General features: G+C 54.7%; 26 protein-coding genes. 15 read left to right on the top strand and 11 right to left on the bottom strand.

Going from position 1 to position 24,346, the window contains the following annotated elements; translation table 11 throughout:
* Positions 1-113 precede the first annotated feature (113 nt).
* From CPY51_RS23755 to CPY51_RS23790, 8 genes are all read left to right on the top strand, one after another.
* The gene (locus CPY51_RS23755; protein ID WP_111162701.1) at positions 114-617 is read left to right on the top strand and encodes a nucleoside 2-deoxyribosyltransferase; all 504 of its coding nucleotides are present in this window, start codon (positions 114-116) and stop codon (positions 615-617) included.
* 389 nt (positions 618-1,006) lie between these two features.
* On the top strand, positions 1,007-2,068 hold the full coding sequence (locus CPY51_RS23760) for a flagellin N-terminal helical domain-containing protein (protein ID WP_111162702.1): 1,062 nt from the start codon (positions 1,007-1,009) through the stop codon (positions 2,066-2,068).
* 124 nt (positions 2,069-2,192) lie between these two features.
* Positions 2,193-2,831 carry a helix-turn-helix transcriptional regulator gene (locus CPY51_RS23765; RefSeq protein WP_195909613.1) on the top strand — a complete coding sequence of 213 codons (639 nt, stop codon included), beginning with the start codon at positions 2,193-2,195 and terminating at the stop codon, positions 2,829-2,831.
* Between the two features lie 66 nt (positions 2,832-2,897).
* Positions 2,898-3,626, top strand: a complete 729-nt coding sequence (locus tag CPY51_RS23770; protein WP_111162704.1) for a hypothetical protein — start codon at positions 2,898-2,900, stop codon at positions 3,624-3,626.
* Between the two features lie 222 nt (positions 3,627-3,848).
* On the top strand, positions 3,849-4,199 hold the full coding sequence (locus CPY51_RS23775; RefSeq protein ID WP_111162705.1) for a hypothetical protein: 351 nt from the start codon (positions 3,849-3,851) through the stop codon (positions 4,197-4,199).
* Between the two features lie 158 nt (positions 4,200-4,357).
* On the top strand, positions 4,358-4,600 hold the full coding sequence (locus CPY51_RS23780; protein WP_111162706.1) for a hypothetical protein: 243 nt from the start codon (positions 4,358-4,360) through the stop codon (positions 4,598-4,600).
* 104 nt (positions 4,601-4,704) lie between these two features.
* Complete coding sequence (locus CPY51_RS23785) at positions 4,705-5,172, top strand: hypothetical protein (RefSeq protein WP_111162707.1); 468 nt, start codon at positions 4,705-4,707, stop codon at positions 5,170-5,172.
* Positions 5,169-5,444, top strand: coding sequence for a hypothetical protein (locus tag CPY51_RS23790; protein ID WP_111162708.1), 276 nt, complete (start codon positions 5,169-5,171; stop codon positions 5,442-5,444). The genes CPY51_RS23785 and CPY51_RS23790 overlap by 4 nt, the downstream gene beginning before the upstream one ends.
* Before the next feature lie 13 nt (positions 5,445-5,457).
* Here CPY51_RS23790 and CPY51_RS23795 read toward each other — a convergent pair whose 3' ends face one another.
* Positions 5,458-6,813, bottom strand: a complete 1,356-nt coding sequence (locus CPY51_RS23795; RefSeq protein WP_146260166.1) for a plasmid recombination protein — start codon at positions 6,811-6,813, stop codon at positions 5,458-5,460.
* A 176-nt stretch (positions 6,814-6,989) separates the two neighbouring features.
* Positions 6,990-8,591 (bottom strand): hypothetical protein, encoded by a 1,602-nt coding sequence (locus CPY51_RS23800; protein ID WP_146260167.1) that lies wholly within the window; start codon positions 8,589-8,591, stop codon positions 6,990-6,992.
* Between the two features lie 406 nt (positions 8,592-8,997).
* Between CPY51_RS23800 and CPY51_RS23805 the strand changes: the two genes are divergently transcribed.
* Complete coding sequence (locus tag CPY51_RS23805) at positions 8,998-9,546, top strand: recombinase family protein (protein ID WP_111162711.1); 549 nt, start codon at positions 8,998-9,000, stop codon at positions 9,544-9,546.
* A 331-nt stretch (positions 9,547-9,877) separates the two neighbouring features.
* Here the strand turns inward: CPY51_RS23805 and CPY51_RS23810 are convergent, their stop codons facing one another.
* The 6 genes from CPY51_RS23810 to CPY51_RS23835 all read right to left on the bottom strand — a co-directional run bounded on the left by CPY51_RS23810 (position 9,878) and on the right by CPY51_RS23835 (position 14,066).
* A complete protein-coding gene (locus CPY51_RS23810) occupies positions 9,878-10,990 on the bottom strand; it encodes a PAS domain-containing sensor histidine kinase (RefSeq protein WP_111162712.1) in 1,113 nt (370 codons plus the stop codon).
* Positions 10,991-10,992: 2 nt separating this feature from the next.
* Positions 10,993-11,784, bottom strand: coding sequence for an alpha/beta fold hydrolase (locus CPY51_RS23815; RefSeq protein WP_111162713.1), 792 nt, complete (start codon positions 11,782-11,784; stop codon positions 10,993-10,995).
* A 104-nt stretch (positions 11,785-11,888) separates the two neighbouring features.
* The gene (locus tag CPY51_RS23820; RefSeq protein WP_111162714.1) at positions 11,889-12,350 is read right to left on the bottom strand and encodes an Imm50 family immunity protein; all 462 of its coding nucleotides are present in this window, start codon (positions 12,348-12,350) and stop codon (positions 11,889-11,891) included.
* A gap of 136 nt (positions 12,351-12,486) precedes the next feature.
* The gene (locus CPY51_RS23825; protein ID WP_111162715.1) at positions 12,487-12,696 is read right to left on the bottom strand and encodes a hypothetical protein; all 210 of its coding nucleotides are present in this window, start codon (positions 12,694-12,696) and stop codon (positions 12,487-12,489) included.
* A gap of 9 nt (positions 12,697-12,705) precedes the next feature.
* The gene (locus tag CPY51_RS23830) at positions 12,706-13,104 is read right to left on the bottom strand and encodes a hypothetical protein (protein WP_111162716.1); all 399 of its coding nucleotides are present in this window, start codon (positions 13,102-13,104) and stop codon (positions 12,706-12,708) included.
* Between the two features lie 305 nt (positions 13,105-13,409).
* Positions 13,410-14,066, bottom strand: a complete 657-nt coding sequence (locus CPY51_RS23835; RefSeq protein WP_111162717.1) for a hypothetical protein — start codon at positions 14,064-14,066, stop codon at positions 13,410-13,412.
* 429 nt (positions 14,067-14,495) lie between these two features.
* Between CPY51_RS23835 and CPY51_RS23840 the strand changes: the two genes are divergently transcribed.
* From CPY51_RS23840 to CPY51_RS23855, 4 genes are all read left to right on the top strand, one after another.
* On the top strand, positions 14,496-15,305 hold the full coding sequence (locus tag CPY51_RS23840) for a hypothetical protein (RefSeq protein ID WP_111162718.1): 810 nt from the start codon (positions 14,496-14,498) through the stop codon (positions 15,303-15,305).
* 1,552 nt (positions 15,306-16,857) lie between these two features.
* The gene (locus CPY51_RS32375) at positions 16,858-17,160 is read left to right on the top strand and encodes a hypothetical protein (protein ID WP_146260168.1); all 303 of its coding nucleotides are present in this window, start codon (positions 16,858-16,860) and stop codon (positions 17,158-17,160) included.
* 328 nt (positions 17,161-17,488) lie between these two features.
* Positions 17,489-19,159, top strand: coding sequence for an FAD-dependent oxidoreductase (locus CPY51_RS23850; RefSeq protein WP_111162720.1), 1,671 nt, complete (start codon positions 17,489-17,491; stop codon positions 19,157-19,159).
* Positions 19,160-19,696: 537 nt separating this feature from the next.
* Positions 19,697-19,966, top strand: a complete 270-nt coding sequence (locus CPY51_RS23855) for a PsiF family protein (RefSeq protein WP_111162721.1) — start codon at positions 19,697-19,699, stop codon at positions 19,964-19,966.
* A gap of 218 nt (positions 19,967-20,184) precedes the next feature.
* Here the strand turns inward: CPY51_RS23855 and CPY51_RS23860 are convergent, their stop codons facing one another.
* The gene (locus CPY51_RS23860; RefSeq protein WP_111162722.1) at positions 20,185-20,706 is read right to left on the bottom strand and encodes a hypothetical protein; all 522 of its coding nucleotides are present in this window, start codon (positions 20,704-20,706) and stop codon (positions 20,185-20,187) included.
* Between the two features lie 39 nt (positions 20,707-20,745).
* Complete coding sequence (locus CPY51_RS23865; protein WP_206607262.1) at positions 20,746-21,105, bottom strand: DUF4189 domain-containing protein; 360 nt, start codon at positions 21,103-21,105, stop codon at positions 20,746-20,748.
* A 252-nt stretch (positions 21,106-21,357) separates the two neighbouring features.
* Here CPY51_RS23865 and CPY51_RS23875 point away from each other — a divergent pair, with 252 nt between their 5' ends.
* Positions 21,358-22,722, top strand: a complete 1,365-nt coding sequence (locus CPY51_RS23875) for an LLM class flavin-dependent oxidoreductase (protein ID WP_111162724.1) — start codon at positions 21,358-21,360, stop codon at positions 22,720-22,722.
* Positions 22,723-22,968: 246 nt separating this feature from the next.
* Positions 22,969-23,355, top strand: a complete 387-nt coding sequence (locus CPY51_RS23880) for a BRA0787 family protein (protein ID WP_111162725.1) — start codon at positions 22,969-22,971, stop codon at positions 23,353-23,355.
* A gap of 91 nt (positions 23,356-23,446) precedes the next feature.
* On the opposite strand, the gene CPY51_RS23885 is transcribed toward CPY51_RS23880, so the two are convergent.
* Positions 23,447-24,232 carry an IclR family transcriptional regulator gene (locus CPY51_RS23885; protein WP_111162726.1) on the bottom strand — a complete coding sequence of 262 codons (786 nt, stop codon included), beginning with the start codon at positions 24,230-24,232 and terminating at the stop codon, positions 23,447-23,449.
* Between the last annotated feature and the right edge of the window lie 114 nt (positions 24,233-24,346).

Below are 24,346 nucleotides of genomic sequence, written 5' to 3' on the forward strand. Positions count from 1 at the left end.
AATCCTACGAGGACATCGTCGATCATTGCTGCCACGCCTGGCGTACTCTCCAAAGCCAACCGTGGAAGATCATGTCAATCGGACGTAGAAAATGGGCGAATGGGTTCTGATCAATGAGGATTGGTATTAGTCTAACGTTCGACGGCTATTCACACCTGGAGCAGCTTAAGGCCAACCCGCGTGCGTCGCTCCAGGCTTTTGTTGCTATGTGGTTTGGAATCGAAGTGGCAGAAGCCTATAAGAACGGCATTGGTCCGGCCATCATTGACGCTGGTTATAGACCCATGAGGATCGACCAAAAGGAACACAACAATAAGATTGACGATGAAATTATTGCCGAAATCCGCCGTTCTCGGTTTGTCGTAGCAGATTTTACCTGTGGCCTTGTATTCAGCGAGCGGACCCAGACGGCAATTCCCCGTGGAGGAGTCTATTACGAGGCGGGCTTTGCGCAAGGTCTAGGCATCCCGGTTATCTGGACGTGCCGAGAGGATCACATAGAGCATGTCCATTTTGACACCCGACAGTTCAACCACATTACGTGGAAAACGCCTGAAGAGCTTCGAGAAAAGCTAAAGAACCGCATCGGGGCGGTCATTGGGGATGGACCCCAGTAGGAACGCTGGCTGTCTCCCCGGACGGATGCTCAAGCTTCGCCCCTTGCGATCTTCAACGATCAATAACGGGTCTACGAGTGTCGCCGGGATGACGACTCACAGGATTACCAGCATGATCCGCGTCTTGACGTCAGTGGACAGGCCAGCGGCCTCATGTCCACACGACCTTAAGCCGGTATTTCGACCACGGAATAAAATTTGAATCACCAGTTTAGAGGTCGACCCGGCAACCGCTGAAGCGTCCCTTCGAAAATCGAGACTTTGAAGGGGATTTCCCCCTCTAACCCTGAGACCTCCGTTAAGGAATTTTGAACCATAATCCAAAGCACGGCATCAGCCGGTGCAAGGCTCATGATGACGCCGTCTTTTGATTCAAGCAAGCGGCGACCATGACAAGCATAATCACCAATAACGGGGCAATGGCTGCATTACGGACATTGCGGACTATCAGTGTCGACCTGAACAAAACTCAGGGCCAGGTATCCTCGGGGCTTCGAGTCGCCAAGGCTTCGGACAACGCTGCCTACTGGTCGATAGCCACAACAATGCGCTCTGACAAGGGTGCGATGTCGGCAGTCTCGGACAGTATCGGCCTCGCCAAGGCTGTCCTTGATACGACCTATAGCGGCATGGACGCCGTCCGGCAGGAAATGGTGACCATCCGCAATCTTATGGTCACAGCCCAAAGCATGCCGCCGCCCTCGACAAATGGCTATTCCAACTGGACTGACAATGAACCGGATAGCACCTATGACAGCTCCGAGGTGGCAAAAGTCGATGGCGAGATTTACCAGCATTGGCAACAAATCAATACAATCGTCGAGTCTTCAAGCTTCTCGGGGGTAAACCTATTGAAGAACGACAAGGACGAACCGGCTTTGCCAGGTGCAACGACAGAGTTCGTGGCCGGATATGTCAACGGACAGGTGCTCAAGATTTCCTTGGACACCAAGGATACGACGATGATCAACTACAACCGCTCGATTGATAACCTTTGGGGTCAACCGGGTTCCGAAAACATGGGTTACCTTGATGGAGTGCTATGGAGCGCCAACGTGGTTTATCCGATCACCTATGTCGATGGTAATGGCGACGTCCAGAAGAACGAAAATCCCTATACCCTCCGGAATGTTGAGGTCCGAATAACGGCGAATAACCTTGATCGGGACCACTACTACGGCGCACTCATCGACCAGATGGACACCCGCATTCAGGCGGTCACCAGCGGCATGTCAGCCGTCGGCTCGACGCAAAAGCGGCTCGCCATGCAGGAAGAGTTCAACAACAATCTGATGGACAATACGACCAAGGGCATTGGTCGCATGGTCGATGCCAACATGGAACAGGCGTCCGCAAAGCTTGCAGCTGTGCAGACCCAGCAGCAACTGGCCATTCAATCATTGAACATTGCAAATTCGTCGTCGCAAAGCATGCTATCGCTATTCCGGTAATCGAAAGAACGGTATCTGCCACTTGTGGCTAAGAGATCAGGCTGTCTTATTCGCTGACACCCTTTATTGATTCTACAGGTCCATGTCATTTACTGTTATATGCCAAAAGCTCATCGACGCCTGGATGCTGACCGGTTCCCAAGGGCCGTCTCTGCCAGAGAAAGCGTATTCCGGAATTGTTCCATTTCTGACGATCCGCATGCGGCTCTCTGTCATCTATCTCAACGCAGATGATCCGAAGGAGTGGCTCCTTCGGACAATTCGTCATTCCCGCCTTTCGAGTCGCATCATCAACCTCGACTCGCTGTTCAAGGGCGGCAAATTGGGCGAGTTGAGAGATCAGGCTTACCTCGAAAGCTCCGTGCTTCCCGCGTACGCAAAGGCAATTGAGGTCCGACAGCCTCTGATCGATACGGTGGAAGCCAGATTGGTCGGAGTTCGCGTTGTCTATGACCGGATTATTCTTCCTCAAAAGTCGCAGAAACCCCAGTGGTTGTTGATATGTACCCATGGGAGGTTCATGGCGGGAGCACCTGCAAGCAGTCTGGAAATCGATGCTACCGATGAAGCGATTTTGACGGCCTTGATGCAGGGCATGACGGTAAAAGAGATCGGGGCGGAAGTTGCCCTTTCACCCCGTACTGTCGAACATCGGTTGGAGCGCGTGAAGAAGCAGATAGGAGCGCGAAGTTTGCCGCATTTGGCGGTGTTGCTCGTCACCGCTGGGTTCGACCGCTCAATCCACTACGTGAGTGATAATTAACCTACTTAACTTGCGACTTCTTCCTTGCATCGTTCATTGACATCGTTGGGTTCAAGGAGAAATCTCATGAAACCCAACACCGATATCGCAGAACACGAACGCCGAAAGAAACGCCGCGCCGACTATTGGCTCCGCTTGTGGCTAAATGATCTTCGCCGCCGCCAGATGAAAGGCAAACGCCACCGCCGCCGGAAATGGTTGCTGGCGTTGATGCTGATAATATTCGGCCAGATTGCCCGGCCGTTTGCCATGACACCGCCTCAGCCGCTCCCAGCTCCGTCACTGAAGCCGCGACCGCTCATGAAAAAGCCGACAAGGCGCAAGGCCTTCGATTTGCAGGAGCACGTCGACCGTGACTACGCCCCACGTACCGGAGAGCAAGCGGAAGAATTATTTGACGGATTGACCAGCAGAGATATCTCGCAAATCAGATATGAGGCGCGACCGGTCATCCCAGGTTTGCCCGAGCGATACGGCAAGGAGTGGCCGCACCTGTTCACCCTACTTGACCACCTGCAATATCCGTTTGCCAGACAGGACGCGATCACTGTCATCAAGAAAATGGTTTCACCTGCAATCCACGACTGGATCGATTCCTCGGTGGAGGAGGATGGCGGGAAGGCCATCCGTCGCTGTAGGTCCAAGAGCCCCGAGGAAACATTGGCTGCGATGCCAAGAGCTGCGTCGCAATGGCGGGAGCAACTGCGCCGAGATGCAGAACAACGCCGCCTTGACGCAGAGGAGGAACAAAAAAATTCCTCGAAACCGCCGAATGGCCCCCAAGGAAATCTTTGAAAAATAGATGTCAAATTTTCTCAATGATTTCAATGACCGGCAAGGAAACCTGAATTTATTCCTTTTCGCGACATCAAGGAAATATTAAAAAATAATTTCCTTTTTGGAGTACGTTTGATCAAACTACCCTGAATTTTAGGTTTGACTTAGCATATTATTCTATGCTTCCCTCCGCTCGTCGTAATGTCGGGCTGCAAATAGGAACAGCGTCATTGCGAAGAAATGGGCGGCGGCGAAGTGCCGGTTGCCTTGAACCGGTGTTTGCTGCCCAGGGCAGAGCACTCAAAACGGGACGGTGCGTATATGAGTAAAATTCTGATTTCTGCCGATGTCGTTGCTCGATCTCTCCTCGACGCCGGAGACGCAATCGAGTGCTGGATGCGCTGGAAGCGCAGCAAAGGCGATCTCGTTTATCGATACCCAAGAGCGGACATCTTGGTCGTCGCAGATCAAGGTGGAAACGTCTATCTGATGTCAAAATCGGAAGCGGGAAAACCGAAGATTCCTTTCGTGCCGTTTGATCGCGACAAGGTCTGCAATCTTACGCTGGCGTTGGGGGGCGCTGACGATTGATGCAACGCGACGCGACGTGAGCAACCATAGGACCAGCGCCGCAGTGAGATCATCACTCTAGCCGCCGCGCTGACTACGAAACACTTCTTACAAGTTTGAAATGATCTTCAACTGACGGATTCGGTGACCCCGAAACGTCCTAACGACCGAGTATGCCTATGAGTAAGCTTTTTGTATCCACAACGGTCTTCAACCGTTCGAAAACCAGCGTGCTGGCCGCCGCCGAATGGTTCCTTTCCATCGAGCGACCGGATGATCAGATCGTATCCCATTATCCTCACGCTGACGTGGTCGTCGCCGGAGATGATCGGGGCGATTTGTTCCTGATGTCGAAAGCGGAATGGGAGTGCGATGTCGTCATATTCGCACCTTTCACTGAGGCCGACAGTCAACCGTCCTAAGCACAACGCGGCCTACCCGCTGCTGGTACGGAAAAATCCAATCTGAAAATCGAAATTTCCAACCGACGCTTGCGATCTCGCCGCGTCCTTGAAGGAGTATGCCTGTGAAAAAGATTTTGGACATGATGCACTACACTCTTGAATCTGGACACATCAGACGGTCGGAGCGTCGCGAGGTCGACGAGCAAACGATAGATTCGCTCGACCCTTTTATCCCCCGGTCGCCAGGGCTGAAAGGTATGACAATCAAACATACTGGCTGGAGCGTCGATCTCCTGCAGTCGACCGCCGCTCTGAAGAAATTCAGGTTGCTTCATAAATCCCGTCCAGTCGCGACGGCGTGGCTTTGCGAAGAGCGTAGCGCGTGGCCGGACATTTGGTCGGACGCCGGTGTGTCTGCGCCTCACTGCCCTAACGGCCTATGGCGGCCTTGGCTGGTCGTGTCGATGGTGTCGATGCTTTCCTGGATTCAGAGTAGCTCGATGTTCGAAATGGCGTCGGTTTCCGGCGAGGCTGGGGATTTTGAGCGATGCGTTGCTTGGACCCTTTTGCGAAGGGGAGAACTTGCATGAACGCTTCACGACGAAGGCAGATAGAGAAGCTGATCTTGGCCGTCACCAAAATGTCCAAGTACATGGACGACCTGGCGTATGAAATTACCAGCATCATTGATGAGGAAGAACAGGCACTTGACGCGATGCCAGAAGCGTTTCGGGAAGGCGAGAATGCCGTGAACTCAGAACGTGCTCTGGAAGTACTTCGTACCGCACAGGATCACGTTGAAAGAATAGTAAATGATCTGTTTGAACCAGCGGAATACTTAAGGGAGGCGGTTGCCAGATAGTTGGCAACGACGTCTAATTCCGTTCCTTCGGTTTGGGTGGAGGAAAAGCAAAAGCTGGTTGCGACATGACCAGTTTTTGCCCCGGCGTCCGGGGTAGCATGGCCAAAGCACGATCTCGCTCAATAGTGGCCTTGTGGGCTGCATCAAGCGCTCGTTTGACGTCTCTCATAGCCTCGTGCGCCCGCCTCTCGGCATCTATCCGTTTCTTTTCTTCGTCCCGTAGGCGCTGCCGAAGAGATCGGACTAATGAATGAACCCGTTCTATTTCCACCGCCACTTCCTGACGGATCGCGAAGGCCAACTTGGATTCTCTCAACGAGTCCCAGAAAGCCCTGAGACGACCGCCCCAACCCTTGAAGCGGACGGCATCCAATAGCATCGTGCTGGCATGCATCTGTTCCTGTCGGGCGCGATCTTGCGCGAACAGCGCGGCAGCGCTTGCCTCGTTTGAAGCCTGCATTTCCCGTTCGGCGGTCGTACGGATGGCCACTGCTTCCGCTCTTATCGCGGCAGCTTCTTTTTTTGCACTGTGGAGAGCCTCCGAAACTTCCTGTTTCGTCCGCTCAACGAACCTCTGTGCTTCCTGTTTTGTCTGCCGAATGAGTTCAAGGCGTTTTGCGTTCACTGCCTCGGCGCGGGCCATGGATTGTTTTAAAGCTTGCGAAACCTGCATCTCCGCGTGCCATTCTGCCCGCTTCAGCCGCCGCACGTTTGGCCCAATTCTGGTTAGACCCGACGGAGCCCCGACATCATGAAAGTAATGATCTTGCCAAGCTCGCAAGGCAGAACGATAGCCTCGGTCGCCACGCCGGTTGAGGGCCTTCTCATCTTCACCTGGGCCTGGTCCCGCCGACATTATGGCTGCCTTGGCAAGATAGCCGGGATGGATTTCGGACACCTTCATCATGTCATTTGACGGAAGAAGGTAGCAGTGTAAGTGACAGTACCGCTCGTCTGTATGGCGCAGCACGGAGACGAGTTGGGAGCCGAACTGACCCTTCAGCCACTCCACCGTCCGTCTTTCCCATTCTTTCACTTCCGCCGCTTTGGAAGGATCGGTGAGTACATCGGAAATCTCATAGGGATGCGACGCAATCACCGTGCCGAGCGTCTGTTGGGTGGAGCGGATCGCGCGGGTCCGCCCATTCTTCATCGTGTCCTTTGCCACCAGAACGCGCTCGTCATGCAGCGCACGGAGTTCGGGAATGGATATACCGAAAACAGTTTCCGGAGGGTTCGGAAGCGCAACGTGCGTGGACGCATTGGGACGCCGCTCAGCTTCGTCAAGAACGAAGGTCACAGTGCGACCATTTTCATCATTCTTACGCGAGAAACCCTCGATGTGAAGAAATTGGCATCCAGTAGCCACGGTCTGCCTCCTTAAATACCCAATAAGAAGACCAAGGGATGCAAGGAAGAGCATTAATTTAGATACAGACTAATGCAATGCGCGAGCTTGTTGCGTCTGCCCTCTGGGGCTCCTCCGAGGGACGACGTCGTCGAGAGCCTTCTGGCAGACCCCTCCTTAGCCGGGGCGACTATCAATCAAGCGGCTGCGAGCAGCTCCTGGATTATCTGCAGGTTGGTGGCAACCCATGTTTCCTTCAGATTTTCTTCGCGTCGACGTCGACGCCAGATGCACATTTGAACCTCTGCCACCTTTGGCAGGGACACAGGTGAGACACGCCGATTGCGCTTTGCCATCTCATTGATCACTTCCCGGATCGAACGAGGGCTTTCATCGCCTTTGAACAAGACCTCTTCCACGGCCCTGTTCAAGAAATGCTCCGATTTACTTTCCAGAGCGTCATCCTTTCGCACGGGATCGGAAGGGGTAGGATCGGCTTCAAAAGCTTCAGGGACAGTTGCCCGACATAAGTCAAGAATATACTCAGCGTCCGCTTCCGGGTCGCATTCGTCGTCACCCGGAACACAACCCGCAAGCGCTACGCGGGCTACTCGCAGCGCTTCTTCCGGCGTCGGCGCATTGGCAGCGTCCCACCAACGACGCGCTTCCTGACGCCACCCTGTGATCTGGTGTTCAAAGTCGTCGTCTCTTACAGCAGGATCGTAGTTCTGGACTATGATCAATGGTTCGGCCCATGGGCTATGCCGCCACTGCGGTCGGGTCATACCTAACAACCGCGCGGGCGGAAGGGTCGACCGTTCACCCTCGGGTGGTGTCCCTGAGAGCTGCGTGTCGGCCCTTTCGTCATCAGTTGGTTCGTCTACCAATTTAACCAGGTTCCGGCGATGCGACTTCTGAACGCGTACGAGCCTTCCCTGACCGTTGCCAACATGAACGCGAACGATCTTTTCACCGCGTTTTTTTATCTCGCTCATCCAAATTTTAAAGTCACCGAGAGGCTGGCAAATTTTAAGCCTCTCGGTCTGCCGGTAGAGCCAAACAAGCTCTTCATCTGGGGCCGCCTCTGTGTCGGCGGGCTTCGTGCAATACCTTACGATCTGCTCGACGTCCTCGACCGTGCCGCTGTCTTGCCACTCAGCATCCATGAATTTTTTGGTTTGCTCTAAGAATTCGATCCACTCTGCCGGTTTCAGCTTTCGCGTCGGCCAATAGATGACATTTGCATGGACACGGTAGAGGATCGTGTCCGGTGCGTAACGATCTGTCATGCCACGGCCCTCTGCCGTCATCCTGGTGAACTCGATGCCGCGAAACAGGACCTTCACATCCCACTTCTTAATGTAGTGAGACCACTTGGAGATGCGGCGAGACAGTTTTTGGATCGACTTCCGAAGGTCACCACCAACTGGTACGGGATGACGAGAGGTCATGACGGCATAACGGAAATGCTTGCTGTTCTTATGACCGGTCATAAACAGCTTCAGGCCGTTTACCATCGCACCACGCTCCCGGGCCGCGATGTCAGGTAGTATGCAGACAGATCGATGAGAGCGTGGCTTTTCCACGACCCCGGTAATCGCCGAAATGAGAGTCACGTCACTATCGCGATAGACATTGATGCCCGCACGCGTCAACGCCGATGCGATACGTTCAGTTTGGGCAGTTCTGCGCTGCGATTTCCAAGTCCGTCTCACCCAGGTAAATCGATCAAGTGCCCAACCGGTATTCGCCTTGAGTACGTCGAAGTGAGTCCTTTTTGGCAATTCACCGGCCGCCACCTCCATCGCGTCGAAGGAAGCGGCAACACGTTTGCCTTGGCCGGAGGGGTATACACAAGACCAAATTTGTTGACGGCGTTGGGAAGGAGATTTCGTTGTCTGGGCTGGGGTTTTATCACCCAGCCTCGGGCTCACTCACTGTTACGCGGGAGCTTTACATTACAGTCGCCATCGTTCATCATTAATGAACAATCTCCAAAAAAGTCCGTGTAGGGTTCCCGCCCTTTGACCACGGCTTTTTCTATGCTTGGAGCAAAGCTTCCCAGCGTCAACCTAATTCTCTGCCTCATTTGGGTATACGCAATCAAGACTGCCCGACGAGACACATTTTCCGTCTTATATGGGTTTACTTCAGGCTTTTGAGACGACAGACTATTATGGTCTAAAACCAAACGAGACACATCGCATGGCAGGGCAGCTTTTTGGATACGCCCGCGTATCAACCACAGACCAAGACGTGTCCATACAGGAAGCCGCTCTTAAAGCAGCGGGATGCGCCATCGTACGCGCCGAGAAAAGAACGGGCACAACGACAGAGGGTCGTGTCGAGCTTCGAAATTTGATCGATTTTACAAGAGCTGGGGATACGATTGTCGTAACCCGTATCGACAGGCTCGCACGGTCGATTGGTGATCTCGCCGCCATAGTGAAAGAACTCGAATCACGCCAGGTCTCTCTGAAGGCGACTGAGCAGCCGATTGACACCTCCACAGCGGCAGGTCGGGCGTTTTTGCAGATGCTAGGCGTGTTTGCGGAGTTTGAGACGGCCATCAGAAGAGAGCGTCAGCTTGAAGGCATCGAACAGGCGAAGTCGCTCGGGGTATACAAGGGCAGAAAGCCATCGATAGACCCGGGCCGGGTTAAGAGACTTGTTGCTGAAGGAAAAGGGGCGTCGGAAATATCAAGGATATTAGGCATCGGTCGAGCTAGCGTCTATCGATTGATGAGACCTTGAACCTCAACCCTTGCGCAAAGCGACTTATCCGGAATTACGAAGCCCATGCCTCCTACTTCCGGATCGCGCCAGTACCGGACGCTGTGAGTAACGCTCGGGCCTTTGGTTTAGCCATGAACTTTCTCAATGATTTTGGAGAAGCATCGCGTGTTAGGAAATACTCGTCAACTTATAGGAACGTTAAATGCGCAGAGCATTCTGCGGCGTGCCGCCATTGACCCTTTTCACAGGCCTCAGGGGCCAAATGTTTTCCTCGCGCATTTCGAATTTCAAGCTGAGGCGGCAAATCTTCTTATCGTAGGCCGACATCGCTTACGCGGTGCCGAGAGAATTACGACAAGGACAGTGTGAACGTGAAACGCGTCTCGTCTATGTTCGACGTGACCGTAAGTTCGCCGCCATGGGCGCGGGCAATTTCGGAAGCAATGTGCAGCCCAAGACCCAAGCCATTTTGGCTTGCCCGGACATCGCCCCGAAAGAATGGTTTGAAGAGGCTGGCTATTGCCTCACTCGGGATTGGCGCTCCACCATTGGCGACATAAAGCTGGAATACTCCGCCGCCCGTGGTCGCACTCACCTGGACAGGTTCATCCTGCTTTCCATAGGTGATCGCATTCCCCAACAAATTGGATAGAAGTTGGCCGATCCGACCTCGGTCGCAATCGACCGGGTCATCGATCGTAAAATCCGTCTCGATGTTGCGGTCAGGATGGCTGGAACGCAACTCCTCGACGACCTGCTGCAATACCGGTGTTAGCGGTTCGCTGCTGTTACGGTCCAGGGACAGGCCGTCTCCCAGACGTCCACGCGCGAAATCGAGGATGTTGTCGATCAGAGCGGACATCCGAAACACGCTACCTTGCATTAGATGAAGAATGCGGATGGATGTGTCTGACAGCGGTTCCTTGCGGAGCATACGGGCTGCGGAATTGATTGATGCCAGCGGATTGCGCAAATCGTGTCCCAGGACGGCAATGAACTGTTCTCTCAGCACCGCGTCGGACTTCAAAACGGCTCCGGCGGCATCGGACGCCGTCCGAGCATCGACCAAGCCCCGTTCATAGCGACGGCGTTCGGTTGCCTGGAATAGCGTTACGCGCGTGAAAACAAGATTGCCGCTGTCATCACGACGTTCCGTGGCATTGGCAAGAACGGCCAGCTTGTCACCGTCCGCCGTCATCAGATCGAGTGCGACCTCGTTGAAGTACCCTTGCATGCGCAGCAGTGGGGCGAAGTGGGTCTCATAAAAAATGCGGCCTGCCATGTTCAGCAGGTCACGCAATCGTTTTCCAAGAAGCTGCTCGGCAGGAACACCGAGCCAGATAGCGAGTGTCTTGTTGACCTTGACGATCCTGCCGTCGGGCTGAAGCGACAAGTATCCACACGGCGCATTCTCATAGAGGTCTTCAAGGTCTTCGGTCGGCGTTGTCGGAGGCTTGCTCATGATCACCGAACGAACGTCCGAATGGCCGAGATCACTTCGGCCGGTGCGCTGAGGTTCGGACAGTGTCCACTGGCATTCAGGACAATTAGTTCGCTGTTTTGAACCTGCTCGTGAACGAACTCGCCGACCTCTTCAGAGGCGATAATATCATCTCTCGACTGGAGGATGAGCGTTCGTGCCGTGACGTTCGGCAGGTCCTCGCGATTGTCGGAGGTGAAGGTCACCCGTGCGAATGCCTTGGCAATCTCCGGATCGGTGCGGCAGAAACTATTTGTTAGCTCTTCCCCAAGTTCGGGTCGGTCTGGATTGCCCATAATGGCAGGAGCCATCGCAGCCGACCAACCCAGGTGATTGTCGTCCAGCGACTCCAGCAGCTCGTCGATCTCTGCGCTGCTGAATCCGCCGACATAGTCGCCATCGTTTATGTAGCGGGGCGACGGTCCGACGAGGATCAGGCTCTCGAACAGGCCGGGAGCCTTCAGTGAGGCCAGTACACCGATCATCGCGCTCACGGAATGACCAACGAAAACACCCTGGTGGATATCAAGCTCTCGGCAAATTTCTATGAGATCGTCCGCGTAACCGGATAATGAGGAGTATTTGGCCGCATCGTAGGCCGCAAGGTCGGAATTACCCGCTCCGACGTGATCGAACAGGACGGTTTTGAAATCCTGTTCGAATGCCGGAGCCACGAAGCGCCACATATTTTGGTCGCAACCGAAACCGTGGGCGAAGATCATCGCCCTGTGGCCATCGCCTTTTATTTGAACATTATTCCGGTCGAGAACTGTCATTAAGCGCCTTTCGTCCGGTTCGTACCACTTAGAGCGGGCACCTACAATCCGCCACCGTCGCTCCAACCAGCTTCTGGGTTGCGCCAGGAGCGGTCATCAGATAGTCAGCGCCGCCGAGCCTCCGGAGCAAGTTCGTTGGTCTTGTCTGGTCGACCCGGACTAAATGAGAGCGCAACCTTCTTGGCTCTGATGAACCCGTCCAAACCGTAGCAGGGTATGAGTTCAATCTCGATATCGCGAGGGTCTTCGGGCATCGGATGATAGCCAGATCGGCCCCTGTCAGTCGCGTAGCGAAGGATCAAGCCCCCTACGACATTTTGACCGCTAAAGCCATCCAATTGCAGGTCCATGACACCTTCCAAACTAAATGTAACGATAGCGTGCTTATCGAGGACGATGTAGCCGTTTGGATCAACATCATCAGTTGCAATCCAACCGTGAATCTTCAGCTCACTTGGGCCGGTGCGACTGAGAGAAAGAGAGATGACTTCCGCGTCGTGAAATGTCGGCTCCTCACCGAACCATGCAAGCAACTCTGGACCGCCTGAAACATTGTCGTAGATCATAACCACCTCACACGCCAAATGGGTTCGGCTTCACGATAGCACTCGCCCGTCATGCCGACTCCCTTGTCACCGCTTTGGAGAGAGGGAAACCTAAAAGCGGGTTCGTTAGAGACGTGGCTGTCATTCTGTAAGCATCTCAAGGCCAGCCGTACTTCGCAGCCAAGCTTCCTGCTATAAAGAATGCCATGGACAGGAACATCAGCGGGAAAAACCGTATTGCAAGCCAGCCGTATTCCGTCGGGGCCATTTTCATCAAGTCGCGACGGCTGCCGATTAGCGGTACCATCAGCCAGAACGCGATGCCAAACGCCACCATCGCCGCGCCTAAGAATATGTTGCTGATCATGGCCGGAGACTAAAACCTTCCTTCATCCGGCTGGCCTTTTGTGGCACGAAGCTTTCTGAGATTGGCGATTGTTTGGACACCACCTAACGCAGTGACGATGCCAAGGAGGACCATAGCGTCACCGCGTTTCGTCTGGATTGCGATGAGAAAAGCTCCAATGAAAAATATGACCCCAAAGGCTCCAGAAAGAACATAGGCCCGTTTGATCCGATACGGCACCGAGTGATCGAACGCATAGTCCATGAGATGCCAACGATACTGGCCTTCACTGCGAAACTGCTGGGGAAGATGGATGCGGATACCGGCCTGGGCAGACGCCATGAGATAGGCAGCCGCAAGAATCGAAAAGGCGCTGACGAGAACAATCAAGCAATTGAGAGCGATAGGTAGAACGATCACAGACTGCATCCCCCAAATCTTCGCGGTATTATATAGGATCAATCTGTAAGAATCATTTCGGCGGATGTTCAAAAGCGATCAAGCTAATGGCTAAGCACAGGTCATTCCACTTTGAGGTGATCCGGCAAGTCGCACTTCATCAGGCGATGAAATTGAGACAGATTGCGATCACGAACTGCTTCAAGCCCTTCTAGGGGTATCAGACGAGAGGCAGCTTTGGGCCAACAGTTGCCGCCGGTCAACTTTCCCTAGCCATGAGGGGTCGCCGACTATTGTCCGAAGGCGTCACGCGCGGTCCCCAGCACCCTGTGAAATCAGTTGGCGTCCATGTTTGAGAACTGCCCGCGTGGATCGCTTCGGGCCGACGGGACCAGCCGATAGCTTTCTAGTCTTGCCATTTCCAAGAAGTGCTGGCCCGAACGTTTCGGCGCGGCATGAAGCCACTGGTTTAACTCGCGTTGGGCTTCTATCAGCCAGTCGGGAAAGTCATCAAAGCTTTTGTAGCGATCTTTCATTAAGCCGGTCAAAGCGCTGATGTAAATGGCTCGACCAACAGCGGGAAATGAATAGATGGACTGCGTTTGCCGATACTTGAAATGCAGTTTGATGGGACCATACCCCATCACCAAGATAAGCTTGTCTCCAGGATATCGGTTGTCCGGTAGAAACCAGTCCGCAATCTCTCGCCTTCGGTCGTTGATGTCACAGCCGATGTAAGCGCCCAGTCCCATGTTGCAAATAGTACAGCACGGGACCAATTGGCATGTCCCAAACTGCTCCCGAATTTGCCTTTTGGTTACAAGTGCTCCCGCAGAAAACCTGTGGAGAGCGTAGACCGGCGGTTGATGATCAAACTTGCCGTTGTTGGGCATCCCGCAGTAAATGCAGCGGTCGCCCGAAACGGCCTCATAGACGCACGAGAAACGCTGTTCCGCGTCACGTCGGTTATACTTGCCTTGAATCCTGACCATGTGGGCGGCTTCGTTGAACGAGATGCCGCAACCATAAAATTAGAGCAATAATCAATTCGCGTATGCGGGATGAGGTTTTTTATTAAATACTGATTGGTTGAGTTGCCCCAGTCATGTTGGGGGCAGCCCAGGCCGTTATCTGACGGCCTGGGCTGAATTGGCTTGGCGTTTCTCCTCGCGAGAACAACCTAATCGAGAAGATTGCACTGACTGCTCACTATTGGAATACGTTGACCCGTCCTATCGGTTATTCGAGATAGTCGGTCATGCCCTGCTTACTTCCTTGATAAAGTACAGATTTGCGGAAACGAACATGCCTTCCTACTGTCAGGATTCTGTGCGCTTCTCATCCGACGAGATGTGGTTAGCCTTGCTGTATAATTCAGTACTGGTCTGCTAGAGTGCGCTAGCAGAAAGTGGGGACTTTCTATGACCGAAACTCCTGATCCGCATGTCCGACGGGGGAGGATAGACAAACTGACTGGTCATACGGCGAAGCTGACGCTTTTTGTGTCCGCTCTGTTTGGCTTGATTACTCTCGTTTTAATCAACATTCCCACCCTAGTCATCCAGTGGAACGCTGCACGCTGCTCGTTCATCGACTGCAATTCTGACAAGCAAGCGAAACCAGCGGACAACACATCTGACCCCGTCGTGGGAGCGCCGACAACGTCTGAAAGTGTTCTAACTCCCGAAGGAAGGAGCCTTCAACAACTGGTGGATGCGATAAATAACGTTGAACTTGGCAGTCCTCAGTATCACGAACTCGCGCTGCAAGCTCGGATTTTGAATGGGGTTAACTTCGAATTTGGTACGATCACCTACAAACGAACAATAGATGACAACACCTACAATGGATCGATAACATACTCTTCCTATTCCCCGGCAAAGAATGATTTAGTATTTGACGTGACGGAGCGGGGCGGCAAATCAAACGGGCCGCTAGAATACACTGAAACTGTGCGAGTCTCCGTCGATTTAGATTCCCTTGCGAGAGTGCGGGACGACCCCGAAAGGACGGGGTTTGTACTCGAATGCATGCCCTCGGACATCCCATATTGTATCACCACCAATCTCAAATTTGGCCAGGTATGCAAATCTTCTTACTGCGGCCACTTATGGGAAGGTTCAGGTTCATTCTCTTTTTATGATGTGTCGGATACGCCAAATGTACGGGCGCTCAAAAAAGCATTGGATACAGAGTTTTACGACATCCAAACCCTTTTTCGCGATTTTTGACAGCGACTGGATTAGGCGGGAATTTTCCGATGCTGATTAATCCTCATTCGTCGCGAACTAGGGTCTTATTACTTGGGGGAGATCGTTCGAAACGCACCTCCGCTGCTACTTAAGCAGCCGATAGTTCTTCTCCCCCTATGTGCCACTTCTTTCCATCGAACATGGTATTGGCAACGTGCGTTTCCTTACCTCCTTACCCGTAATCCAAGTTTCAAAAAGTCAGGTATTCTCGGATTGCGGACCAATTCTTGCCGGTGGGTTTGTGCTTACGATCAAGATGCCGGACCCGGTTGGCAATTTCCCTACAAAGCGGCCACACCGGTAGCTATTGAGTTTTTCATAAGCCATAGCACCGTCTTCGTGGAGCTATTCGGAACAACGAGTGACACCATAAGAAATAGGCCAGTAAGAAATCTATGGCGTCATGAAAATTGGATTCGGTTAGCCTCATGCTCTTCCATGTCGATGCTCCAGCCGTTCAGGCCGAGCCGCTTGTCTCGATCTGATCGCTACGCGACCCGGCTTCACGCATAGACATTGAACCTTGGCCCTCGGTGACAGTACAGCGGGCAGCTCTTTGTGACCTGCGGTCAACGCCATGCCCATTCTGGCCAAGGCTGGCCAAGAGCCTATGCCGCCCGCCGTCCTGTCAACCACCTACCTTGCCGCCGAGATTGAGCAACCGATCTGCTTCAAAACTCATTAAAGTCCGACCAATTCCGTTAACGGCTGAACTCCCATAAGCGACATCATTTTCGCTTCAAGGATTCTCTGAAGCCCACATTTATGCTATAAAAAAACTCAATAAAATCAAATAGAAGAGAGTATTTTCAATGCGCCAAACGATCACGAAAATCAGAGGTCTAACGGTTAATGTTGAGGTCGTTGAGGTCGAGCATCGGGACCAGAATGGGGGTCTCCTCTGTTACATCGCGTCCATCTACATTCAGCAGCACGGAAGCGCGGAAAAACAGCTCATACGTCGCTCTAGGCTGCCTGGTGCTGCAGTCGAAATGCGGAAAGCGATACAGCGTGACGGCATTAGAGCGTTCGACCGAATCGCGATCCTTTGAACGACTTGCCTTTCAGCGCGTGAACAAGTACGAGCGTACATCGAAAGAGACGTCAAAAGCTGTGGTCGAAAACCAGCCTGGACAATGAGTTACGGCAGAGTGGAGGTTCTCGTCCCTCTCCCGCTACCAAATTTCCCATTGTCTGTAATTTTCCGGAATTTTGTCACTTAAATCCGGAATTTTGATTTTCCCGACATGACGTCTTCAAAAGAGGCTTCGAGGGCAAATCTTCGAAAGCTCTTCAAAGGGTGTTTAAAGGCCGCGGGAAGAATGGCGTTCCCAGGTGACAGATCGTGCTTCATCACCTTTCCCCAAGGATAGTCCGGTTCCTCGCCTTCCGGTGCTGCTGAAATATCCGACGTGCACTTGGGCGATCTGAAATCAGGCGTCGATTATGGGGGCGCGACGCCTGACTTTCTGGGCCGCCTCGAATGTACGATAGCGGACACTACTGAACTTTTGGGGGTTTAAAAGGTTCCATGCGATGGAACACTAAACAAAACGAATTTTTGATTGGCGTTCCTGGTCGCCACACGAGCCAGATACGGCAATCATTCGGCATAACTTCGAAAGGCGTTGAGGTGATTTATCCTCCAGGTCTCGGCGGTGAGGAGCTTTTCGAAATTCGGCGGCAACAAAGAGCGACACGAAATTCGATCCGAAGAAGCCTGTCAACGAGTCTACAGGAGATGATGGTGAAAGGATTTTGGGGCGATCTACCGATGGTGGAATGGATTGAAATCACATCGGGCAGCATCGACGATATTTTAGAAGTTCATTGAGAAGGAACGAAATACCCATGAAGACGTACTCCTTCGCCGTTGCATCAAAATGAGACTCGGCGGTAGTGGGTGTAACGAAGGGGGACGTAGCCCGACCGGAGTTACACGTCACTAATCCTTTTGCCCGAGGTGAGGAGCAAATTTCATCCTACTTTATGCGAGATTGTTCTGCGGATATTGAAGCATTAGCGTGCCGCGCTTAGGTCTGCGCCGCCACTTTCGATCTGCTGTCCGGTGCGCCAAGACCGATCCGCAGTGTCGCAAGGAGAGGAAACGGTGATTGCGGCCGCTGCCAAGACGACATTAGCTCGAAAGCCGGGGGGCGAGTATGTTTGCGGACTTAGAGGTCTTTCAACAGGTGTTTGACGTGTGCGTCGCGGGCGCAGGTCCGGTCGGCATTGCCACTGCGCTGGAATTGAGCAGGCGGGGCCTACGAACGCTGCTTATCGAAGCCGGGCCGAAACAATCGAAACGACCCCAAGGAAATGAAACCGGCTTCGACATAGAAGACGATGTCCATCACGCGGCGGACCAGCTTACTTCGGCCACGGGCCTTGGCGGCACGTCCGAACGATGGGGTGGGAGATGCGTTGAGCTCGATGAAATAGACCTCGAAGAAAGAGACTATATAGCACACTCCGGTTGGCCCATTGCTCACGAAGTGATTTCGCCTTTCTACCAACGGGCGCGGGCTCTTTTGAGCAGCGATGTCGGCGGCGAGCGATCGGAGCCGGAACTCGAACCGGAGACTGATTTTCCGATATCTTGGGAAAGCTGGACACGAACACGCAATACGGCGAAAGCCAACAGGGCTGAGCTCGCTGCTTCCAGCAATCTCTTCGTCGCCCTGGACGCGAGGGTCAAAGCTCTGGTGTTCGACCCGGTCGAAGGACGGCTACATTCCATGTCGGTTGCCTGCCGCGGTGGCTCCCACAAGGTGCGCGCCGACCACTATGTGCTGGCCTGTGGTGGCAGGGGCAATACCCGGCTGCTACTCAATCTCCAGGTCGCATTTCCGCAATTGTTCGGAGGAACCGATGGGCCGCTCGGGCGCTTCTACATGGGGCACGTCGCCGGACAGATCGCCCAGATCGAATTCACCACCCAGGAACATGCCGAACGGTATCTCTTCAAGCGAACGTCGACCGGAACATTCGTGAGCAACCGGTTTCAACCCTCCGCCAAGCTGCAACGGGCACTCGAACTGCCGAATATCGCTTTTTGGCCGACGAACCGGAATGCCGCGTTCGGTGAGACAGATACCACGCTATCGCTGCTGTATCTCTGGAACAGCCGGAAATCCACCGCGCACAAGGCGCCATGGAGCGAGGCTGACCGATCCCGTTATAATGATGTGCTGCGCAAAGTACTGCGCAATCCGGTTGGTGCGACCTCCTCCGCGTTGGAACTGATCCGCCAAAAACGCAGCTTGGCCGAACCATATGTTCTGCTGCGCAGGCCCGACATGAGATACGGCCTTCGCTACCACGGAGAGCAAATTCCGAGCAGTTCAAACCGCGCCTTCCTCAAGTCCGAGCGAGATGCGGACGGCCAGTTCAAGCTTGATGTCTCGTTCCGATATTTGCCTCAGGATTTCAGCGGGACGCTTCAAGCACATTTGGCCCTCGATGGCTGGCTCAAGGAGCAGAAAATCGGCAAGCTGATATTCGATGCAGCCCCTGAAGATCTTGATGAGCAAATGGCCGTGCAGGCCAAAGACGGCTACCATCAGATCGGGTTGACCAGGATGGGCGTGGACCGCAACGACGCCGTCGTCAATCCCAACTGTCGCGTCATCGACATCGCCAATCTTTCCATCGCCGGCAGCTCGGTTTTCACGACGTCCGGACAAGCTAACCCCACCCTTCCAGCCGTCGCGTTGGCCGTCAGGCTGGCCGACCATCTCGCCGCTGAGGTCCGCCGCAAAAGTACGGCGGCGGTCTTGTCGACGAGCAGTCGCTTCGAGCCCCAGAAGGGTTCGGCTCTAAGTATGCGGTGAAGCATTTGCCGATATGACTGTGATGCACCAGTTGGGATGTCCTGCTATTCGGCAGTAATGTTCAAGGCAAGCGTTGAAGCGCTGATGCCCTCGTCTGTCAGGCCCCGTATCAGCGAAGCGAACGCTGTAAGTGTCAGCGTTTGCGAGGGCTTGCCTTCAACAGCCGTTATAAGCCACAGGCCGGCCCGCTGCAGAGCCCGGCTCCGTCGGCGCTTTGCCAGTTGCCTCGATGGGTCGTGGTTTTTTCACGTCGCCAACCGGATCAGGGGAACGGAGCTCAATTTATCTGTGCCAAGCGTTGATCCATCAGTTTTGCCTCATATTCGTGTGGTCTGCGTGGCGATGTATCCGGCTTGGCCCCACCGTACCGGATATGCAGAGCGGGGTCTCTGCTGAGGCTGGCGGCGCGAAGTGTCCCGGACCGTCGCCAGCCTCAACGCCGAGATTGACCCGAAAACCCGGTGGGGGCCGTCGTCTTTTAAAGGTGACCTAGTTTCAGCTGGAGCGCGGCCGAATCTGTTAGCGGAGGAAATGACTATGCGATTTGTCGCAATGTTGACCACAACGGCCATTGTCGCCTTCGTCAGCGTCAGTGCAATGGCGCAAACTGCGACCGCGCCAGCAACCACAACGACGCCGATGACCGCCACGAAATCGACTGGAGCCATGGCGAAGCCGAAGGCTACGACGCCTCCACAATCGGCAGTTTCGAAGGCTTGTTCGATTCAGGCAGACGCCAAGGGGCTCCATGGCAAGGAGCGATCCAAGTTCCGCAGTGAATGCAAGAAAAACGGCGGCAAGGCGTAAACCTCGCGGGCCTCGAATAAGTAAATGATTTCGCATAAGAAAAAGGTCGGGACGCTACCGTTCCGACCTTCCTCGATCTGTCTCGACACCACTGCCAGTACATCCGTGGTCAGCGTTGGAGACAAATTCAATACCGTCATCATGACAGACTCAGAATAAAATCCAAGCCGATATTTTCAGCTGTTCGCAAGGCTTCGACCGACGGTCTGGCACTCTGCTCACGACCCCTTGGCGATCTCCACATCCTGGTCGAAGGTGGAGACCTGTTTGCCGCTCATGTCGTGGATGGTGTATTCCAGGATGTATTTCCCTGGAGGGGCGCCATCGAGCGTCAGGGTGAAGTCCATCGAGAATTCCATGTTCTGGTTGTGGCTCTGGAACACGGTTTTGGCGAAGCCCTTCTGGTCGGTGACGACGTCGCCGTTCTCGGCAGTCAACGTCAGGTCGGTGACAAAGTTGAGCTCGTACATGTTGCCGGCAATGTCCTTCCATCCGTAGCCGATGGGCTCGACATAGGTGATGATCTTCTCGCCGGGCTTGAAGACGCTCGAGCCCTTCTCCTTGTACATGCCGTAGCCGGTCGATGCCTCGGTGATGAAGGTCACGGTGCGCTCCGTGAGCGGCAGGCTCTGCCATGCGTCGTAGGTTTTCTGTTCGGCCTTCGTCAGGTCTTCGGCGGGGCCGGCGTAGGCTGCCTGGGACAGGCAGGCAGTCGCTATCAGGCAAAGCAAAAATCGCATCGTTTCTCTCCTTGGAGACTTGAAGTCGGTCGGCGTGGATTACTGGCAGTCGGAGACGATGAGCTTGCAATGTGGGCAGCTATCGAGTGCCATGTCTTCGGCGTCGCGCTTGGTGCTGCCGTAGCCGATGCCGAAATTGACCCGGTCGCCGGCATAGGCGCCGCAGGTCTCGTACCAGACAGCGATCTCGCAGCCATCATTACCGACCTTCTCGCAGCTGCGGATTGCGTTGCGTTCGGCCTCGTGGCGGGACGATCCATAGCCGACGCCGTAGCCGGCTTCGTCGGCGGATGTGCCCTGGGAGTCATGCACCGCGATCGCGCCGATGGCGAAGGCGGAGCTGACCTGCAGCGACATCAGGACGGCGATGGTGATTCCGAGTTTAAGCTTACGATGCATTTGCTGTTCCTGGTTTCTTCGGAGATATCGACCTCGATCGGGGCGAATTGCGCCGTGGTGATATCATTTAAGCAAATGCGCAAGAAGACGATTTACCGGCCTCGCTCGCCCATTCTTGGGGCAACCCTGGCGCGAATCGATTGCCGCCACCCGAATCTTCGCTTGAACTATTTCAGTATCGAGGATTGAAGTGTCTCGCACGTGATATGAGAAAAGCGGCGGTGTTCGCTTTTGCGAGACGGAGTTTGCGCAGTGAAGACAATGCAGATCTATGCCTTCGACATGAACTGCGTCGGCCATATCAATCACGGAATGTGGACCCATCCGCGCGATACGTCTTCGTCCTATACCGATCTGGACTATTGGGTGGATTTTGCGCGGACGGCCGAGCGCGGCAAGCTCGACGGCATCTTTCTGGCCGATATCGTCGGGGTCTACGACGTCTACAAGGGAAGTCCCGATGCCTCGATCCGCACGGCGGCGCAAATCCCCGTCAACGATCCGATCATCCCGTTGTCGGCCATGGCTTATGCCACCCAGCATCTCGGTTTCGGGGTCACCGTCAACACGACCTATGAGCCACCATTTCTTCTGGCGCGCCGGATGTCGACGCTCGATCACCTGACCAAGGGCCGCATCGGCTGGAACATAGTCACCGGCTATCTCGATAGCGCTGCGCGCAGCATGGGCCTTGAGCGACAGCCCGCCCATGACGCCCGCTACGATGCAGCCGAGGAATATCTCGAGGTGCTCTACAAGCTGTGGGAGGGAAGCTGGGACGACGATGCCGTGCTTCGCGACAGGCAAGGCGGCATCTTCGCCGATCCGTCCAAGGTGCGAGCCGTCCGCCATGAAGGCAAGTATTACAGGATGGACGGCATCCACCTCAGCGAGCCATCGCCGCAGCGCACGCCGCTGCTGTTCCAGGCCGGCGCATCGGCGCGAGGCCAGGATTTTGCCGCGCGCCATGCGGAATGCGTCTTCATCGCCAGCCCGTCGCCTGCCGGCGCCCGATCGACCGTCGAGGCATTGCGTCAGCGGGCCGTCGATTTCGGGCGGGGTGCGGATGCCCTCAGGGTTCTCAACCTGATCACGGTCGTCGTCGGCCGGACGGAGCGCGAGGCGGAGGACAAGCTCGCCGATTATCGACAGCATGCCAGCGTCGAAGCCTCCCTTGCCCATTATTCCAGCTCGATCGGCGTGGACCTGTCGAAATACGGGATGGACGAGCCGATCGAGCAACGATCGACCAACGCCAATCAGTCGGCGCTCGCAGTGGTTAGTGGCAAGGCAGGCGGCAAGGCGCTGACGCCACGCCAGATCATCGACCAGATGGTGCTCGGCAGCCGGCAGAAGCCGATCGTCGGCTCGCCACAGCAGATTGCCGATCATTTGCAGATGTGGATCGAAGAGGGTGAGATCGACGGCTTCAATCTGGCGCGGACGGTCGCGCCGGAGAGCCTCAGGGATTTCGTCGATCTGGTGGTGCCGGTTTTGCAGGAGCGCGGGTTGTTCAAGGCGGATTATGCACAAGGTCCGCTTCGGCAGAAGATGTTCCAGCGCGGCGACGGCCGACTTCCCGACAGTCATCCGGCGGCCACTTTTCGCCATCGCTAGTCGTTTCCGGTTGCTAGATTTTAACAACGCGCACGGTTGATTACATTGATTAATGTTGCGATATCGACAGATAATACATTGAAATATATGGGGATTCTCAACAAATGATTTTAAAGGGTTCCCAAACGGCGATTAATCTATAGAATCGCTCGTGTTAGTCGGGCCGGCGGGAACCGTCTCTGTTCACCCAAGTTTGATGCTGGCCGACACTGGAAGACATTAGACTTCCACCAAGAGGAGACAGCCATGACCAATGTACTGCCCCCCCTTCACGAGGGACACGCTCCAATTACCCTGCAGCAGGCTTTCCGCGAGGCGATCGACGCCTTCGAGGAATGGGACGTCGAAGTTACTGAACCTATCGTCATGTTCGACGGACGGATCGTGCCCATCAGTGCCGTATTCGAAGCGCTGCGCGGCTGCACCGATATCATGCCGGGCAATCTGCTCGGCGCCGTCACCGAGCGGCTGACCAAGCCTTGGGAAGGCGAAGGTCCGCTCGACACCATGACTTTCTCGACCGCGGCTCGCGTCATGAGCGTGCTGGTGCGTAAACGGCTTTTTGCCAATGACAGCGCTACGGTTGTTGCCGCCGCTTCGGCACGCCAGGCCGAAGAACACGCGGACCGCTAGACGTCGGGCAAAAGCGTCTGCAGCGCCATAAATCAGATAGCGAAAAGCCGCCGGCGAAAGTTGGCGGCTTTTCGTTGCCCTACCGGCAGATTCAGCGTGTGTGCTGAACATCCGAACCTGCGAGCAAAGAGAGTTGCGCGGCGGTCTCCTGAAGCATCGAAACGGTTTCGTCGATGTCGGGGGCCGACGGCGTGTTGACCAGCGCTATATAAGGACATGTCAGGGCGGCGATGCCTCGGCCGTCAGGCCCGAGGATCGGCGCCGAGAGGTTGTAGACGCCGGCGGTCTGGACGCTTGCCATCATCTCGAAGCCGCGTTCGCGAACGTGATCGAGCCTGGCATGGAATTCCGGGCCGGGATCGATGTCGTTCCGCAACCTTGCATATTCTGATATCATCATCTGGCGCTCCTCCGGCGAACGGAAGGCGAGAAGAACATGGCCGGAGCCGGTGTCGAACAAGCCGATATGCGAGCCGATGCGGATTGAAATGCCCCAATAGTCGGGTGCTTCCTGCTGGGCGATGACCACGGCCGCACCTCGATCGAAGACCGCCAGATGGTTGGCCTGTTTCGATTTTTCGGCAAGATCGCGCATGAGCGGCGTTGCGAAGGAGGCGAGGCGGCGCACCGGCGCGTGCAGTTGCGCCAGCCCGAAGAGCTTCAATGTCAGGGAATACCGGTCGCCGTCGATGCGGATCACATAGCCGCGTCTTACCAGCCGATCGAGCATGCGATAGAATTCGTTCGGGCTGCGATCCAGCTTCTTGGAAATCTCGGCCTGCGACAATCCGCCGTCGACGCCTGCGAGCAGTTCCAGGATGTCGAGACCCTTGTCCAGCGCCGGTGCGCGATAGCGATCGCTATCGTCCAGGTCCATTCTTCGCCTCCTATTTGAATAGTCACTTACATATATGCATAGGATTCGGCTCGCTTGAAAAGGTTTTTGACGCAAAAGTCGTTGTCCTTTGCATATGAATGAATTACTCATACT

Source organism: Arminella tubonensis (genome assembly GCF_003240585.1).
In the GTDB taxonomy this organism is placed as follows: Bacteria; Pseudomonadota; Alphaproteobacteria; order Rhizobiales; family Rhizobiaceae; genus Rhizobium; species Rhizobium tubonense.

Bases quoted from the DNA above. Each gene is read 5' to 3' on its own strand.
- CPY51_RS23765 (WP_195909613.1), top strand. From the start codon at position 2,193: ATGCTGACCGGTTCCCAAGGGCCGTCTCTGCCAGAGAAAGCGTATTCC.
- CPY51_RS23860 (WP_111162722.1), bottom strand. From the start codon at position 20,706: ATGCGATTTTTGCTTTGCCTGATAGCGACTGCCTGCCTGTCCCAGGCA.
- CPY51_RS23815 (WP_111162713.1), bottom strand. From the start codon at position 11,784: ATGACAGTTCTCGACCGGAATAATGTTCAAATAAAAGGCGATGGCCAC.
- CPY51_RS32375 (WP_146260168.1), top strand. From the start codon at position 16,858: ATGCGATGGAACACTAAACAAAACGAATTTTTGATTGGCGTTCCTGGT.
- CPY51_RS23865 (WP_206607262.1), bottom strand. From the start codon at position 21,105: ATGCATCGTAAGCTTAAACTCGGAATCACCATCGCCGTCCTGATGTCG.
- CPY51_RS23825 (WP_111162715.1), bottom strand. From the start codon at position 12,696: ATGATCAGCAACATATTCTTAGGCGCGGCGATGGTGGCGTTTGGCATC.
- CPY51_RS23885 (WP_111162726.1), bottom strand. From the start codon at position 24,232: ATGGACCTGGACGATAGCGATCGCTATCGCGCACCGGCGCTGGACAAG.
- CPY51_RS23790 (WP_111162708.1), top strand. From the start codon at position 5,169: ATGAACGCTTCACGACGAAGGCAGATAGAGAAGCTGATCTTGGCCGTC.
- CPY51_RS23755 (WP_111162701.1), top strand. From the start codon at position 114: ATGAGGATTGGTATTAGTCTAACGTTCGACGGCTATTCACACCTGGAG.
- CPY51_RS23880 (WP_111162725.1), top strand. From the start codon at position 22,969: ATGACCAATGTACTGCCCCCCCTTCACGAGGGACACGCTCCAATTACC.
- CPY51_RS23855 (WP_111162721.1), top strand. From the start codon at position 19,697: ATGCGATTTGTCGCAATGTTGACCACAACGGCCATTGTCGCCTTCGTC.
- CPY51_RS23840 (WP_111162718.1), top strand. From the start codon at position 14,496: ATGACCGAAACTCCTGATCCGCATGTCCGACGGGGGAGGATAGACAAA.
- CPY51_RS23810 (WP_111162712.1), bottom strand. From the start codon at position 10,990: ATGAGCAAGCCTCCGACAACGCCGACCGAAGACCTTGAAGACCTCTAT.
- CPY51_RS23820 (WP_111162714.1), bottom strand. From the start codon at position 12,350: ATGATCTACGACAATGTTTCAGGCGGTCCAGAGTTGCTTGCATGGTTC.
- CPY51_RS23775 (WP_111162705.1), top strand. From the start codon at position 3,849: ATGGGCGGCGGCGAAGTGCCGGTTGCCTTGAACCGGTGTTTGCTGCCC.
- CPY51_RS23760 (WP_111162702.1), top strand. From the start codon at position 1,007: ATGACAAGCATAATCACCAATAACGGGGCAATGGCTGCATTACGGACA.
- CPY51_RS23805 (WP_111162711.1), top strand. From the start codon at position 8,998: ATGGCAGGGCAGCTTTTTGGATACGCCCGCGTATCAACCACAGACCAA.
- CPY51_RS23830 (WP_111162716.1), bottom strand. From the start codon at position 13,104: ATGCAGTCTGTGATCGTTCTACCTATCGCTCTCAATTGCTTGATTGTT.
- CPY51_RS23850 (WP_111162720.1), top strand. From the start codon at position 17,489: ATGTTTGCGGACTTAGAGGTCTTTCAACAGGTGTTTGACGTGTGCGTC.
- CPY51_RS23780 (WP_111162706.1), top strand. From the start codon at position 4,358: ATGAGTAAGCTTTTTGTATCCACAACGGTCTTCAACCGTTCGAAAACC.
- CPY51_RS23770 (WP_111162704.1), top strand. From the start codon at position 2,898: ATGAAACCCAACACCGATATCGCAGAACACGAACGCCGAAAGAAACGC.
- CPY51_RS23835 (WP_111162717.1), bottom strand. From the start codon at position 14,066: ATGGTCAGGATTCAAGGCAAGTATAACCGACGTGACGCGGAACAGCGT.